The sequence below is a fragment of the Synergistaceae bacterium genome, from assembly GCA_031267575.1.
Lineage (GTDB): Bacteria > Synergistota > Synergistia > Synergistales > Aminobacteriaceae > JAIRYN01.
Genome location: JAIRYN010000044.1, coordinates 1 through 15,062 on the forward strand (window position 1 = coordinate 1; position 15,062 = coordinate 15,062).

The 15,062-nt window shown below is 54.5% G+C and carries 9 protein-coding genes; 1 reads left to right on the forward strand and 8 read right to left on the reverse strand.

The genetic code is table 11. The features are described 5' to 3' along the window. Positions 1 to 556: 556 nt before the first annotated feature. Positions 557 to 772: a hypothetical protein gene (locus LBJ36_06375; GenBank protein MDR1378663.1), complete on the forward strand. Its 216-nt coding sequence runs from the start codon at positions 557 to 559 to the stop codon at positions 770 to 772. Here LBJ36_06375 and LBJ36_06380 read toward each other — a convergent pair. The 8 genes from LBJ36_06380 to LBJ36_06415 form a co-directional block, all read right to left on the reverse strand. Beyond that, complete coding sequence (locus LBJ36_06380; protein ID MDR1378664.1) at positions 730 to 2,148, reverse strand: YfcC family protein; 1,419 nt, start codon at positions 2,146 to 2,148, stop codon at positions 730 to 732. The two genes, LBJ36_06375 and LBJ36_06380, sit on opposite strands and share 43 nt — an antisense overlap. A gap of 164 nt (positions 2,149 to 2,312) precedes the next feature. Further along, positions 2,313 to 3,521, reverse strand: coding sequence for an amidohydrolase (locus LBJ36_06385; protein MDR1378665.1), 1,209 nt, complete (start codon positions 3,519 to 3,521; stop codon positions 2,313 to 2,315). Positions 3,522 to 3,546: 25 nt separating this feature from the next. After that, positions 3,547 to 5,583 carry a hypothetical protein gene (locus LBJ36_06390; protein ID MDR1378666.1) on the reverse strand — a complete coding sequence of 679 codons (2,037 nt, stop codon included), beginning with the start codon at positions 5,581 to 5,583 and terminating at the stop codon, positions 3,547 to 3,549. Positions 5,584 to 5,603: 20 nt separating this feature from the next. Continuing rightward, positions 5,604 to 7,364, reverse strand: a complete 1,761-nt coding sequence (locus LBJ36_06395) for an Hsp70 family protein (protein MDR1378667.1) — start codon at positions 7,362 to 7,364, stop codon at positions 5,604 to 5,606. A 382-nt stretch (positions 7,365 to 7,746) separates the two neighbouring features. Next, complete coding sequence (locus LBJ36_06400; protein ID MDR1378668.1) at positions 7,747 to 8,121, reverse strand: hypothetical protein; 375 nt, start codon at positions 8,119 to 8,121, stop codon at positions 7,747 to 7,749. A gap of 32 nt (positions 8,122 to 8,153) precedes the next feature. Continuing rightward, positions 8,154 to 8,864, reverse strand: a complete 711-nt coding sequence (gene grpE, locus LBJ36_06405) for a nucleotide exchange factor GrpE (GenBank protein ID MDR1378669.1) — start codon at positions 8,862 to 8,864, stop codon at positions 8,154 to 8,156. 452 nt (positions 8,865 to 9,316) lie between these two features. Further along, entirely contained in the window at positions 9,317 to 10,537 is a 1,221-nt protein-coding gene (locus tag LBJ36_06410) for an ABC transporter permease (GenBank protein ID MDR1378670.1), read from the reverse strand. Between the two features lie 220 nt (positions 10,538 to 10,757). Continuing rightward, entirely contained in the window at positions 10,758 to 14,903 is a 4,146-nt protein-coding gene (locus LBJ36_06415) for a DEAD/DEAH box helicase (protein ID MDR1378671.1), read from the reverse strand. Between the last annotated feature and the right edge of the window lie 159 nt (positions 14,904 to 15,062).

Below are 15,062 nucleotides of genomic sequence, written 5' to 3' on the forward strand. Positions count from 1 at the left end.
TATATTCGCTTCAGGAGAGTTCATGCAACAGCGCCCTCTGGACCTTCGCGGGCAGGCCGGGGAAAAAGCTCTCCAGCCGCTCGGACAGAGACGGGCCGTGAATCTGGGAAAAATCCTTCTGCCTACTTCTTCTGCCCACTCCGTAGGATATCGTTTGACATACTCCCACGACTAAAGTCGTGGGAGTATAAGATCGACAAAGACAGCCGACTGAAACCGGTCTTACGTCTTCTCCTTTAAGAGTGGATGCCCCCACTCTGAGAATATTTACAGCCGCCTTGATATCCCGATTGATATCCTGATTGATATCCCGGTTGTGTTTCGCCCCGCATATGGCAAGAAACCAAATACAAAACAAACGCCGCCAACGACGGCGTTGCAATTCTCATCCATTCTTATCCAATTCTCATCCAATTCTCATCCAACGACTGAAGCCGTTGGTTTTCTCATCGCTTTATCGTAAATAAATTTTTAAAAATACAAGACGGGGAGCCGATTTTCCCCCGGCTCCCCGTCTTTGTGGTTGGATTGAAAACTCCAGATTGAAAACTCCGGATTGAAAACTCTGCTTTCGATTCTAGAAATTCAAATCCCCCAAGACGAGCAACCGGCATATCGGCATGAAGCTCCGCCTGAACTGGCGCAGCAACAGGAGGAGGAAGAGGAGGAAGAGGAGGAAGAGGAGCAGGAAGAACCCATTTTCAAGAGAGCCGAGTTAAAAATCATGCTCTACCAGCCTATCCAAACGCCCACGGCGACCAGCACCATCTGAGTCAGCAGTATCCACATGAACAGGGGTACGAACCACCGCCACCACGTCCCGATCCGAACGCCCGCCAAGCCAGCGATGACCGGCGCGAAGGCGGTCGGCCACAGGATATTGGAAATGCCATCCCCGAATTGGAACGCCAGAACCGCCACTTGGCGGGAGACGCCTAGAAGATCGGAGAGCGGCGCCATGATGGGCATACTCGTCGAGGCTTGCCCTGACCCGGACGGAATCAGGAAGTTCAAGAGCGTCTGCATGATCAGCATCGCTTCGCCAGCTAGCCAACTCGACAGGTTTGAAAGAGGAATCGACATACCGTACACCACGGTGTCGATGATGTGTCCCTCCCGCAGGACAACGAGAATGCCCCTCGCGAGTCCGATCATCATACAGGCCATAGTGATGTCAGACAGTCCCGCCACCATTTTTTCAGCAAAGATGTTGGGTCCCCACCCCATGATCACCGCGGCCGCGGCCGCCATGAGAAGAAAGACAGCACAGATTTCCTCGAAATACCAGCCATACACCTTGGCTCCATAGACGATCGAGACGATACCAGCGGCGAAAACCAGCAGTACCAGCTTTTCTTTGATCCCGAAGGGATGGGTCGCCAGCGTCTTCTCGTCCATTGCCAATCGGCTGAAGTCCTCGCCATACACAAGGCTTTTCGTCGGGTCTGCCTGAATTTTCAGGGCATAACGTATCGTGTACAGCGAAGCAACCACGACCATCGAAAGATGGCAGACCGCGCGGTATGCCGCGCCCGACATTGGGGGCAATTCGGCGATGCTCTGAGCGATGCCGACGGTGAAGGGGTTCATGACGGCCCCGCTGTAGCCCAGCCCCACGCCGAGCCCAACAATCGCCATGCCGACGATGGCGTCATATCCCATGGCGATCGCGATGCCGACGAAGATGGGGACGAAGGGCAGAGCTTCCTCGAATAACCCTATGGTGGACGAGGCGATTCCCAGAATCAAGATGAAGATGGGAATGATGGCGACGCGCGCCTTCCCCTCGAATACCCTGAGCAGGCCGGAGACCAGTCCGTTGAACGCCCCGGTGGAAATGAGAATGCTGATCGAGGCGTAAGCGATGAAGACAAAGAAGACCACGCCAGCGGCGTCTACCATGCCCCCGTAAATGGCCCTTACTGTAGCGAAGATACCAACTGGTGTCGAGGCGACCGTGTGATAAGTCCCAGCGACGACTATGGTCCTTCCCGCTTCGTTCGTGGCGCGCTCGAACTCTCCGGCTGGCAACACCCACGACGCCACAGAGCAGAGAATGATAATCCCCGTCAGCAAGACAAAAATGTGAGGCAGCTTAAAACCTTTTTTCTCCCGCGTTTCCAGTCCCTTGGCGATTTCCTCAGTCATTCTGTTTCCCCCTAATATCGATAATATTTTAACTTTAGAGCCCTACTTTAATTTATTATATCATTACATCGATGATATTTTAACTTTATGTTTTTCACTTTAATTCATTATTATTATAAGAGGTCCGTAACCCTGGCGGGATTTAGGGCAGAACCCCAAGGTTTCTATTTTTGCTCTCCGGTTTTTTCGGCGCGTCGTCGGACGAACTCGTCGTGAATTTCATGCCGAAACGTCTCCTCGCGCAGGACTTTCAGCGTCAGCAGGACCAAAGCCTCCGCCCCAAACGAGAGGGCGTCGCGGGCCGGCGGTTTCAGTGTCGCGTTCGCGAACTCCACGGTGTGCAAGGCCAGAGGTTCGTCCGTGATGGAGACAAGAGGCTGTATCGAAGGACAACAGTAACTGACGTTGCCCACGTCCGTGGAGCCAATGGGGGACGAAACCACGGAGACTTTTTTCCCCATGCCCGTCAGGATTTTCGTGACCTCGTCCTCAAGGGCAGTCACGCGAACCATGTCCGCGAAGTCGGCGTATGTCCGCTTCAGTTCCACCTGGCAGTCGAGGGCCATCGCGGCACCGTTGGCGCATTTGACGACCATTTCGTCCACTCTTTTTAACTTCATCAGGGAGTCGGTGCGAAATTCGATCCGAAGCTCGGACCGCTCCGGGATGATATTTGGCGCTTTACCCCCATCCAGAATGATCCCATTGACGCGGATGTCCGGCGTAAAACACTCGCGACGCGCGTCGATCAGGTCAAGAAACTTCCGCGCCGCAGCTAGGGCCGAATGCCCCTTCCAAGGCGCCGCCGCCGCGTGAGCACCACGTCCGAGAAATGTCACGTCGAGGCACCGAAGGCTTAGCGCGTCCATATCCGGCTGGCAGACGCCGCCTCCGCAACTGTGCGCCATCATCGCCACCGCCATTTTGTCGAACACCCCGTTTTCGGCCATACCGACCTTGGCCCCGTCCGCTTCCTCCCCTGGAGTACCGATCACGTGAATCTTGCCTCCGAAGAGGTCTTTGAGTTCCATAAGGGCAAGCCCGGCCAAAACGGACAGCGAGCCGTGAAGGTTATGGCCGCACCCGTGGCCAATCTCCGGCAGAGCGTCGTACTCAACCAGAATCGCGACGTCCGCGCCAGGGCCGTTGTCGAGAATGGCGCTGAAGGCGGTCGCGTAGCTCTGGAAAGGATATTCGACCTTGAAGCCAGATTTTTCCAGCAGATCCACGATCTTCCTGCTCGACTCAAACTCTTGGTGCGACAGCTCCGGATGCGCCGCGAGGTCCTCGCTCAATAGCACTGCCGTTTCGTAATGTTTTTTGACGGCGTCTTTTACCTGTTTTTCCATATCGTTTTCCATATCGTTCTTCATTGATGTACCCCCTAAATTCGGATGTTCATGGCGCGTAGTCTTCGTCGGAAAAGTTCGAGTTATTTACGAGCGTTCTACAAATGAATTTACGGGAAAAATCCGTACGCGCCCTGTCTAAAATTTTTTGGACTCCCGCGTCGTTGGCGCTCGCAATTTGTTTCAAAAAAATTATCGTATTCCGTAAGCGCTTGTTCGCGCGCGCTATGAGAAACTTACAGATACCTACGGCCACGGTCCTCCGGGTTTCGCCGTTCTGTATCTTCCCCACCTTCCGCAACAGGTTTTGGCCGACCTTGCCATTCATGCGTTCCGAATTTTCGTAATGGTACAAAAAATAATTTTTCTCGAACAAACGGACGATAAAGTCAGGATTGGAGTCGGGCCACATTGGCAGAAGATTCCAGAGCTCCTCTCCCAAGGGAGTATTGGGAGACAAAACGTTCACAAAGGCGTCAATTTTCTCGGTGTCTTTTGAAAAATGCAACGGCTTTAAGCCAGAGCAGAGTCGGCACAGACATCCTTCCGGGTTGTCGGGTGGCAGCGTGTGAGCCAATTCCTCCAGTAACACGCCTTTCACGGATGCCCAAAAATACCGGGAGGGAACTAGCTCCTCTTTCGCGTTCTCCATAGAACGAGAGATGGCTGCCCTTACCCACGACGAGAAAAAGGCAATGTACCCCGCCTCATCAAGAATGGATTTCATCACTTTCGCATCGTTACACGAAAAAGTCTCATCTAGAAAGGCATCCACGGCGCGATCAGCCTCGCCAGGGGAAAGGCGCATGGGGGCATGGGAGACCCGAAGGCTTTTCGCTATCTCTCGGTCATCGGACAAGCAGAAATACAAGAGAGATGGAACGCTCATAGCATCAAAGGGAAGGTCTATCCGCGAAAAACAGGAGAGGTACTGTCGTGGAAAACTGAAAATTGTATCCTCAAACCTTTCCCGAATCAAGTTGGACCAGGGAGTCTGAGGACGCCATTTACGCCCGATCACACCCAGGATCTTGAATGACTCCAATAACTGGGAAAAAATGTCGCTGCTTTCTTTGTGCTCCTTGTAGACATCGACGCTATCCACGAACAATGCCCTCAAAACATAGTGTTCCTGGTCCGTCCATTGCGTCCATTGCGAGGAGGCGGAGCGGAGAAGAGATAACAACGCCTCTTCCAGAGAGGCGTTCTCGTTCACTTTCATCAGGCATTCATACTGATCTCTCAGCTGCTCCAGCTCCGCGGAGCCCTTCATAAAGGAAAGTTGGAGAACCCGCGCGGCGTCGCCCCATTCCTTGCCGTACTTCCGCGTCCCTGATCGACAGAAGAAGTCCCACAGAAACCTTATGGCGGGATGGGTCTGGTTCTTGGGAATGGATCGAAAAAGTTGATTTTCGGGCAGAGTCGCGATTTGGCGCAGAGAATTTTCGCCCTTCCCTTTGAGAAAGAGCTTGTGAACGAGCATTACGATGACGCGAACCGCGCGAAACGTCTCAGCGCTATCCGTGTCCTTCGTGAGCATTTCGATCTGTTCCGCTATTTTGAGCCAGGTCGCGTAGGGCATAGCCGTCTTTGCGCGCTCCAGCCTGGCATATTGCGCGGCGAATTTTTTCACCAGGTTTGTCTCGCTTTGAGAGCCACTCAGCGCTTTCGTGGAGGCCATGCTCACCAGCTCCCGCCGCAAAAAAGCGTAAGAAGGAGGAAGGTCCGCCTCGTTCAAAAGCGGAGACTTTTCCCACGAACCGGTTTTGTGGGCGATCAAAAAATCTGACGCGACATCCGCGCAGTCGCAAAGAAGAGGGGAAAGGCCCGCTAGCTTTTGTTCCGCGCGAACAACGTCGAGGGTCATCTTCACGCTCACCAGGTCTTTATCGACGAAAAGAGCAGCCGTCAGACAGTTGTAAAGGGCATCATTCCATCGGGCGGCCCAAGAAGTCCTCATCGAGGCCTCTCTATCCCGCGCGAAGAGAGACACAAAAATATCCCACTTGCGATTATCCCAGTGTTTCGACAGCCGCTCTTTTAGAGAAAGATTCTGTTGAGGTTTCTTTTTGTTTTTTTTCGACATTTGCCGCCTTGAGAATCGCGCTAAACGTCCTCTTCCAGGAGGGAGAGTAACTCATCTTCAATGTTGTCCAGGTCTTCTTTGTCATCCTTAAAGGCCTTCTCATATTGGCTCAAGGCTTCCGAAAGGACGTCTTTTTTTTCGCCAGCCGGCAGAGTTTCGAGCAGTTTCCGCGCGCGCTGTGTGACGAAGTTGATCGCGTTCGTCATGGTCTCCTCGTTCTCTTCTTCACACTCTTCTTCACGCTCTTCTTCGTACTCTTCGCCCTCTTCGATCTTCTCCAGTTCCTGAGAGGGGAAAAGCTGAGGGTTACGGCTATCGATACGCAGCTCCGTTTTTCTGCTGTAGCCTTTCTGTTCGGCGACCATATGCACGATGCCGTTGAGGTCATAAGAGTATTCCACGGTAATAGGGCAGTCCGCCTCTGCTTTTGCCAGCTCCAGCATCGTGGCGCCGATCAAGGTGTTATCCTTGGGCAACTCCGCCTCGCCCTGGAAAACGCGCAACTGGACTGATGGCTGCTGCCGAGTGACAGTATAGAAGGTCTTGGCGCGGGTCACCGGGATTTGGGTGTTACGCGGGATAATGGAGGTGCACTCCGTTCTGCCAAACTGTAAGTTCAAACTTTCAAGGCTGAGGGAATGAGGGGTCACATCCACCAAGATTTGCTCACAGTTCTCCCCTGAGATGATGCCACCTTGAATGGCGGCGCCGTTGGCGACGCTCAGGTCTGGGTCCACCACAGGCATTCGGGCGCTGCCGAAGATCGTCTCGAGCCGCGCGGAGATGGCAGGCATCCGAGTCATCCCCCCCACCAGCAGGACTTTGTTGATCCGATCAGGGGTCAACTGGGCCTCCTCCATGGCCTTTTCGACGGAGGCCACGGTCCGGTCCAGGAAATCCTCGGTCATGTCCTCGAACTCTTCCCGAGAAAACTCCATGGAAACGGTGCAGCTTTTACCCTTGGGAGCCGGGATATGAGCCTCCTCGATTCGCGCGGAGGCTTTTTCGGAAAGGGTAATCTTGGCCTTTTCCGCCACGGCATTGAGACGCGCCAAAGCGGGGATGTGATCCGCCAAGTCCAGCCCTTCCTTTTCTTTGACGCGCTCCAGCAAACGGGTGACGATCCGTTTGTCGAAATCATCGCCGCCCAAGTGGGTATCGCCTGTACTGGCGAGAACCTCGATGATCTCCTCCATTCGCAACACGGACACGTCGAAGGTTCCACCCCCCAGATCGTAGACCAGAGCGTAGGGGTTCTTCTCCGAGGACGTGTTTCCTCCATTGTCGCTAGGCTTGTCGCCAGAGTGGGCGAGAACGTGATCGTAAAACAACGCAGCCGCCGTGGGTTCGTTGATGATGCGTTCCACCTTTAGGCCCGCCCGATTGCCCGCCTCCATCGTGGCCCGGCGTTGGGCGTCACTGAAATAGGCAGGCACCGTGATAACCACCTGCTGAACCTCGCTCCCCTCGATTTTATGGGCCTCTTCGCAGAGGTAACGCAAAATCATCGCGGAGATATCTTCGGGATCGTAACTTTTATCTCCTAATGTGAGCTTTTCCGTCGTTCCCATCAGGCGCTTTACGGAACGAACGCTCTGCTCAGGAAAGGCCGCGGCCCGGTTCAACGCTTTGCGTCCCACGAGAAAGTTCGTCCCGTCGAAGCTCACCACCGAGGGAACGATACCGTTGCCGTCCACTGGGATCGTGTGGGGTTTACCGTCCTTCAACACGGAAATACAAGAGTTGGTAGTCCCCAAATCGATTCCGTAAATTTTCACCATTGCGTCTCTATGCCTCTCCTTCATTCATTTGACATACTCCCACGACTAAAGTCATGGGAGCCTAAGATCGACAAAGACAGCCGACTGAAACCGGTCTTACATCTTCTCCTTGAAGAGTGGATGCCCCTGTAAGAGTGGATGCCCCCACTCTGAGAATATTTACAGCCGCATTGATATCCCGATTGATATCCCGGTCGTGTTCCGCCCCGCATCTCACGTTGATAAGCTATTAAAGGAGTTTAACATGAAAGTAGACATATGACAAGAAACCAAATACAAAACAAACGCCGCCGTTGGCGGCGTTGCGATTCTCATCCAATTTCATCCAACAATCTCATCCAACGGCTGAAACCGTTGGCTTTCTCATCGCTTTATCGTAATTTTACATTTTCCATTTTATTTCCTCGGACGCCGCCTTTTTCAAAATCTCGTTCAGCGTGGACTTCTTACCTTCCGTCATCAGGAGCGGCGCCAAATCCATCAGTTCAACGTTCGCTTCCGGTTTCAGTTCCTTCCGATCCCCCCACAGAAGCCCCGCTAAATCCAAAGGTTTGCTCTCTCCCGGCATCCTTCCGAAAAGATCCTGAAGAAAGTCCTCGCCCAGCAGCAATTGCTGATACGCCTTGCGAAACGCGGCGAATTTGTCGGGGAAGCGTTCGGGCGGGTAACGACGCACAAGACGCACATAGGCGTGGCGGACTTCGTCGGGAGTAGCGTTCCGCCCCACCTTCAAGATCTCGTAAGCCGACTCAATCATAAATCTTCCCTTTCAATTATAAATCTTCCCCTTCAATCATAAATCTTCCCTTCCCAAGAAGCGCTTTCGTTTCGATACATTTGATACAAAGGTGGCGCGTTCAGTTGCGTATTCGGGCCTCTATCCAGACCTTTGTCCTCCGGCTCCGCGTCGTAGCGGTTGACGACCACCATGGCGTAACGCATAACCTTGCCCTTCGCGAGAAAGCCAGGGCGCACCACCTCCAGCACGGTGTTCTCGGGGCGGGTGGAGTTGCGGCGCGCGGCGCAGGCCTCGTGTCTTTCGGGGTCGAAGGCGTTTCCCACGTCCGTTATTAGCGACAGGCCATAACAGGCCAAGAGGTCTGTTAATTTGCCCTGGAGGATGGAGGACGCTGGATCCTTAGGTTTGGAAAGACAGGCTAAAGCGAGGTTGTCGGCCAAGGCCATGATGGCTTCCAGAGGAGGTGGCGTCTCCATTTTCTCTTCCATTTTTTCTTCCATTCTCTCTTCTATTACGCGTTCTTGCGCCTCCAGAATTTTTCCCTCGGTTTCGAGAATAGATTCTATGGCTGTCTGTCTCCGCCGTTCCTGGCGCTGTGCCTGCCGTATTTGCTCCTCCAGCTCGGCCAAGCGGTCGACCAGGGCGGTGTTCGAGGAATAAATGGATGCGAGAGGCTTCACGACAATTCTTTCCACATCCGAGATCATGCCTTGCCTCAGTTCCTCTTGTATCTTTTCCGTTTTTTTCAAAAGACCGAACATCGAAAGATCGTCCTCCTTTCGAAACGTGATGATTATCAGAAATCTTTCAAGTTATCAGAAATCTTTCATCAGAAATCTTTCAATTGACATACTCTCACGCCTAAAGTTGTGGGATTCTAAGATCGACAAAGACAGCCGACTGAAACCGGTCTTACGTCTTCTCCTTTAAGAGTGGATGCCCAGACTCTGAGAATATTTACAGCCGCCTTGATATCCCAATTAATATCCCGGTCGTGTTCCGCCCCGCATCTCGCGTTGATAAGCCACAAAAGCATAAAAGGAGTTTAACATGAAAGTAGACATACGGCAATAAACCAAATACAAAACAAACGCCGCCGCTGGCGGCGTTACGATTCTCATCCAATCTCATCCAACGGCTGAAGCCGTTGGCTTTCTCATCGCTTTATCGTAATTTATCTTAACACACTCATGCCCTCATCACTCATATTTCATCACTCGTATCTTAGCGCGTCAATCGGGTCCAAATTTGAGGCTTTCCACGCGGGCCAAAAACCGAAGAACACACCCACCGCTGCGGAAAACCCTACCGCCAGCAAAATAGAACTCGTAGAGACAACGGTGGGCCACTCAAAAATCTCCGTGAGGGCCCGAGACGCGCCCACGCCCCCTAAAATGCCTATGGCACCCCCCAGAATCGACAGTGAAACGGCCTCCGCCAAAAACTGGATCCGCACGTCCAAGGGTCTCGCGCCCACGGCCATGCGAATCCCGATCTCCCTCGTTCGCTCGCTGACCGACACCAACATGATATTCATGATGCCGATACCCCCAACCAAGAGAGAAATTGACGCCACCGACCCTAGCAACAACCCCATGACACGAGTGGAGGCTGCCGCGTTTTCGAGAATTTGGGTCATGTTTCGGAGAACGAAGTCGTCCTCGACTCCATCGGGCAAGCGATGACGCTGGCGCAGGATGCCTCGGATCTCCTCCTGCATGGCGGAAACGGACTCCCTGTCCATCGCCTGGACGGTGATGCGTCGCACCGCGCCCGGAATGCCGCTACGGAAGAGGCGCCGTTGGGCTGTCGTGATCGGAACAACCACGAAGTCGTCCTGGTCGCTGCCCCAGGGGGTGGGTCCCTTGGCCCCCAGCACACCCACCACCCGAAAGGGAACTCGCCGGACGCGCAAAATTTTGCCCACTGGGTCCTCGTCTCCAAAGAGATTTTTCGCGACGGTGTCCCCCAGAAGACAGACCTTGGACGCCATGCTCACGTCGGCATCGGAAAAGGACTGTCCCTCGGCCACGCTCCATTCACGCACATCTAGCAGCCCCGGCGTTCCCCCCAGGGTTGTCGTGTTCCAGTTGCGGTTGCCGTAGACCAATTGAGAGCTTCCGTAGGTCTCAGGAACCACTTCCGCTACCAGAAGGCTCTCTCTTCGCAAAATATCCGCGTCCGCCAGGGTCAGCGTTGCGGCGCTGCCCGCGGCCTGCCGGCTGGCTCCGGTCCGAGCCGTGCCGGGAAAAAGGAGCACCAGGTTCGACCCCATGCCGGCAACGAATTTGTCCATGATGGACGCCGCGCCGCTCCCCAGGGCGACCATAGTGATTACTGCCCCCACGCCGATGATAATCCCCAGCATGGTCAGGATCGAGCGTGTTTTGTTCGCGAAAAGAGAGCGAAAAGAGGTTTTCAGAATTTCAAACATGAACTATTCACACGCCTTAACATTCTAGGATCCTACGCAATATCAATATCAATATCAATATTAATATCAACATCTATATTAATATCAACATCTGTCAACATTAATATCTGCCAACATTAAATATCTGCCAATATTAATATCTATCAATATCAACAACTCAAGGGAAAGCACGGAGTTCCGCCTCAGACCCCACAGGGGCTTTGTCCCTTGATCCCGTTAATTATCTCGATTCTCTGATGAGCGTGAGCATCTCCTCGGCGGAGAGGCGCGCCGGAGCCTCCGCCTCGTCCAGAAGGCTCTCGGCCAGGTCGCGCTTCCAGGCGTGAAGGTCCACAATCTTTTCCTCGATGGTGTTTTTCGCCACGACGCGATACACCGTGACTGGGCGACTCTGTCCGATGCGGTGAGCCCGGTCGGAGGCTTGTTCTTCCACCGCGGGATTCCACCAGGGGTCCATGTGGATCACGTAGTCCGCCGCCGTCAGATTCAAGCCCGTTCCCCCAGCCTTCAGGCTGATGAGGAAACAGTCCCCCTCTCCCCCTTGAAAGGCCGCGACGCGCTTCTCTCGCTCTTGGATTGGGGTCGAGCCGTCTAGGTACTGATAGAGAACGCCCTCTTTATCTAGATACTCCCGGATAATCTTTAGATGTCCCACGAACTGGCTGAACACCAGGGCCTTATGCCCGTTCTCCCGCAGCTCCGCCAGAATCTCGGAAAAAGCCTCCAGTTTCGCGGAAGGAAACTTTTGCTTCGACTTCTCCGGCATGACCAGAGCGGCGTTGCAACAGGCCTGGCGCAAACGCGTCAGCTCGGCGAAAATTTTGATTCTCTGATCATCGGCTCCGTCTCCGTTCAGCTTCTCCACAGAGTTGCGCCGCAGTGCCTCGTAAAAGGCCTGCTCCTCCTCCTTCAGTTCCACTCGCAGGGTGATTTCCGTCTTGGACGGCAGCTCCTCTAATACTTGTTCCTTGTTGCGGCGCAAGATAAAAGGCTGCAGCGCCTTCTTCAGACTCAGACGGGCTTCTTGATCCCCGTCCCGCTCGATAGGCGCAGCAAAACGACGGTTGAAATTTTCGAGAGATCCCAGGAAATGGGGGTTCAAGAACCGGAACAGGTTCCAGAGTTCACCCAAGTGATTTTCGATGGGAGTGCCCGTAGTGGCCATACGGAACTTTCCCGTGAGTTTCATGGCCGCAGCGGAGCGCTTGGTCCCTATGTTCTTAATCGCCTGAGCCTCATCCAACACAATGGTTCCCCAGTGGACCGTCGACAAAAGCTCGCTCTCGTTTTGGAGCAGCCCATAGGTCGTCACTACCACATCGAAAGGGCTCAGGTTTCCCAGAATTGTTTCTCTGTCGCCGTGACGCAATTCCTTTATGTTTAAGGTGGGGGCAAAGCGGTTGGCCTCCGCTGCCCAGTTGGGGCAGACCGAGGTGGGAGCCACGACCAACGCCGGGCCATCGTTCCCCCTGTCCACCAGAAGCGCCAAAGTCTGAACCGTTTTGCCCAGCCCCATGTCGTCCGCTAAACAGGCTCCAGCGCCCCAGTGGGCTAGACGCCACATCCACCGATACCCCTCGACCTGATAGTTCCGCAGCTCACCCTTGAAAGTCGAGGGCAGATCCGGAGTCAGCTTTGCCGCCTCGTCGATGCGGGTCTTCTGACGCTCCCACTCCTTGTTGCCGTCGAAGGAGCCGGCCTCATCCATCAACGACGAAAGGATCCCCACCGAAAGGGGCGACACCCGCAACTCGTCTCCCTTGGGATCTCCCAGAACCGCTAGGGTTTCCAAACGACGCAGGAACTCCCTCGTCAGTGCGAGAAACTGGCCGTCACCAATGGGCAAAAAGCGCCCGTGGCCTACTTTTAACAAGCCCATCAGGTCCTTCATGCTCAATACGAGCCTCTCATCGATTTTGAGTTCCCCGGAAATGGCAAACCACTCCTGAGAAGCACGCACTGCCAACCGCATGGAGGACATGGAAACCTGGGACCTGACGCTCATCGCCTGTCCCTTGGGCCATTCCACTATCACCGAGTCGTTCAACGCCTGCACCTGCGTTAGAAACTCCAAGGCCAGCTCAGGAGTGCGCAGGTGCCAACGCTCGTTCGCCACCTGCTCGGCGTCCATAAGGGCGGGGCATCCTCGCACGGCCAACATCAAGGCGTCTTTTTCCCTGTCCAGATCGCGCCGCGCTTGCATCCGCTTCCCATCCACCAGGCCGAAAATGTTGTTGCCGCCCACGCCCGGTCGGCAGGGAACGCTATTGGGTCCCAAGGGACGAACCACCATGTCTGCGTCAAGGCCGTCCTCCGAGGGTTGAAGCTGCACGTAAACGCGGGAATCCGCCTCCATTTGGAGGGAGTCCGCCTCGACCCCATCGATGTCGGAGTGGATCGTGACGATGGAGGCTAGACTACCCAGAGTCTTCAACAAGGTTTCTTTGGCTCTGCTAGGGACGAGAAGTCCTTGTTTTCCCAGAGTTCCCGCGATTTTAATGTGGCGTTCCTCGAAGCGGGTGACGCGTAGGCAGTTGGGGCCATCTTCTCGAATGATACGTTGCGGGACCGAGTCGTCCTTGGGAAAGGGGGATAACAGTAACCGATAGTAGCCGCCATTCTCGGCGGCCGTCAGTTGCGGCTCGTCCGTGACGATCTCGACGCGGTTGTCGTCCTCCTCCCGGAAGAGGTAGGGATGTCCCGCCAAAGCTTCTAAGGCCTGGGGAACGTCGATGTAATATTCCGCTCCGTAGTATCCGCGCTCCTCTCGTATGGCTGACGTCGCCCGATGGTCCTGCTCCGTCATTCCGGACACGGTGTCCGTTTTTCGGTAGAGCCGTTTCAGCGCCACGCGCTTGCCCTTGCTCCAACCCGACGCCTGTAATGTCTGTTCCACGGGGGCCAAGGAAATATAGGTAGGATTTCGATCTTGAGATTTCCACGCGATTTCCCAGGCAAAACGCTTGGCGCCCTTCCCTATGCCGTTTCCCGAACTCTTGATTCTCTTGACGACGATGCCGGACAGAGCGCTCAAGGATCGCTCCCACTCCGATTGGCGCGCCAAGAGGTCCTTCAGGGGATAGGAAGGGGTGGGAACGCGGGCGTAGTTAGAGGTTATTTTCGGCCACAGATCCCGGATCAGGGCGGCCAGCTCCGCCGCCAAAAAATTCAGCCCCGTGGCCGAGAGGTGATGATACGTGGTCTCTGCCAAGAGCTGGAGCTCCGTCACTTTTTCCGGGTCCAGCCAGGAGGCATAGAGCAGGAAAAAGAAGGCGTCCGCGCAACGCTCTGGTTCGAGACCCGCGGGGGAGTCAGCAGGGAAGGACAGAAAAAAGTTCTCGTTTTTCGGTTGGGTGGGAAGGAAAAAACGCAGGAGCTTAAGGGAAAGAGAGCTCAAGTGGTCACCTTGCGATTCCATGGCCCCATCGATGTACTCCTCTACTCGTTTGGCTGGAGCCCCGGAGCTCAGAAGAAGGATCGGGTAAAAAACCCCCGTCCAGGAATAAAAACCCGACTTGCGTTTGCCTTTGACTTGGCGGAGTTTTTTGATGCCTTCTTCGTAGGACTTTAAGGCTTCTTTACGGTCGCCCCGCAAAATGGCCTTCATCGCGGCAAAGCAGTTTGACTCGATGAAGCCCGTCTTTTCCATCTCTTTGGCCGCTTCATCGATCCGACCTGTCAAAGCCGCGAACTCAGCCCAATCTACGGTCAGTTCGGGGGTTTCCGGGTGTTCTCGTCGGTACTCCTCGAAAATGGCGAATACGTTCTGAAATCTATCGGGATTGCCCAGAGACGCGTGAAGGATGGTGTCGCAAGCGATATTCCCCAAGCGGGGCGGTAGAGGCCGCAGATACGCCTCATCTACGGGGTTCGCCAGAATCTCCAGGATCGGGTTGACCTCGTTCGGGCGGCCGTAGCGGTCTTGCGCGTCGTGGATCTCCGAGGACAACAAGATTTCGTATGCCTCCGCATTTTTCCGGTACAGCGCGTCCCTCACCGCGCGCAGATATTCTGAAACAGAGTTGTAGGAGTCGGCCCGTGTCTGGTAAGAGAACTTCATCGCCTTTTCCACGGCTTGGTCGAAAGCGTCGTACTCCCCCCGATTTAAAGATTCCCGCGCGGCGATCTCCATGACCAAGCGGGAGCAACACCACCCCTTGCCCTGAGAGTTTTGGCATTTTTCGGCCAATCCCATCCGCTCCCAGCGTCCCAAGGCACCGGATAGCCATTGGCGTTTAATATCCGGTCGGTCCAGGGCGTCCTTCAGGATCGTCGTCAGCAGGGTAACCCCAACAGGAACGAAGACCACGGCCAAAAGGCGATAAACGATCCGCTCCTCGTCCGGCAGAGCCCGGTAGGCATTCACTAAAATTTTTCTTTTCCCCTCGTCAAAAAGCAAAGTATTTCCGTTCTGCCAAACCTATGCAAACCTGAATAAATCTGATCAAATATGATCAGGAGCAAGTTTACTGTTGGCTTCCTGCTTCACTGAGGCCAGTTTCACCGCCATCTCGCGACGACGGCC

Bases quoted from the DNA above. Each gene is read 5' to 3' on its own strand.
- LBJ36_06400 (MDR1378668.1), bottom strand. From the start codon at position 8,121: ATGATTGAGTCGGCTTACGAGATCTTGAAGGTGGGGCGGAACGCTACT.
- LBJ36_06395 (MDR1378667.1), bottom strand. From the start codon at position 7,364: ATGGTGAAAATTTACGGAATCGATTTGGGGACTACCAACTCTTGTATT.
- LBJ36_06380 (MDR1378664.1), bottom strand. From the start codon at position 2,148: ATGACTGAGGAAATCGCCAAGGGACTGGAAACGCGGGAGAAAAAAGGT.
- LBJ36_06390 (MDR1378666.1), bottom strand. From the start codon at position 5,583: ATGTCGAAAAAAAACAAAAAGAAACCTCAACAGAATCTTTCTCTAAAA.
- LBJ36_06385 (MDR1378665.1), bottom strand. From the start codon at position 3,521: ATGAAGAACGATATGGAAAACGATATGGAAAAACAGGTAAAAGACGCC.
- grpE (MDR1378669.1), bottom strand. From the start codon at position 8,864: ATGTTCGGTCTTTTGAAAAAAACGGAAAAGATACAAGAGGAACTGAGG.
- LBJ36_06410 (MDR1378670.1), bottom strand. From the start codon at position 10,537: ATGTTTGAAATTCTGAAAACCTCTTTTCGCTCTCTTTTCGCGAACAAA.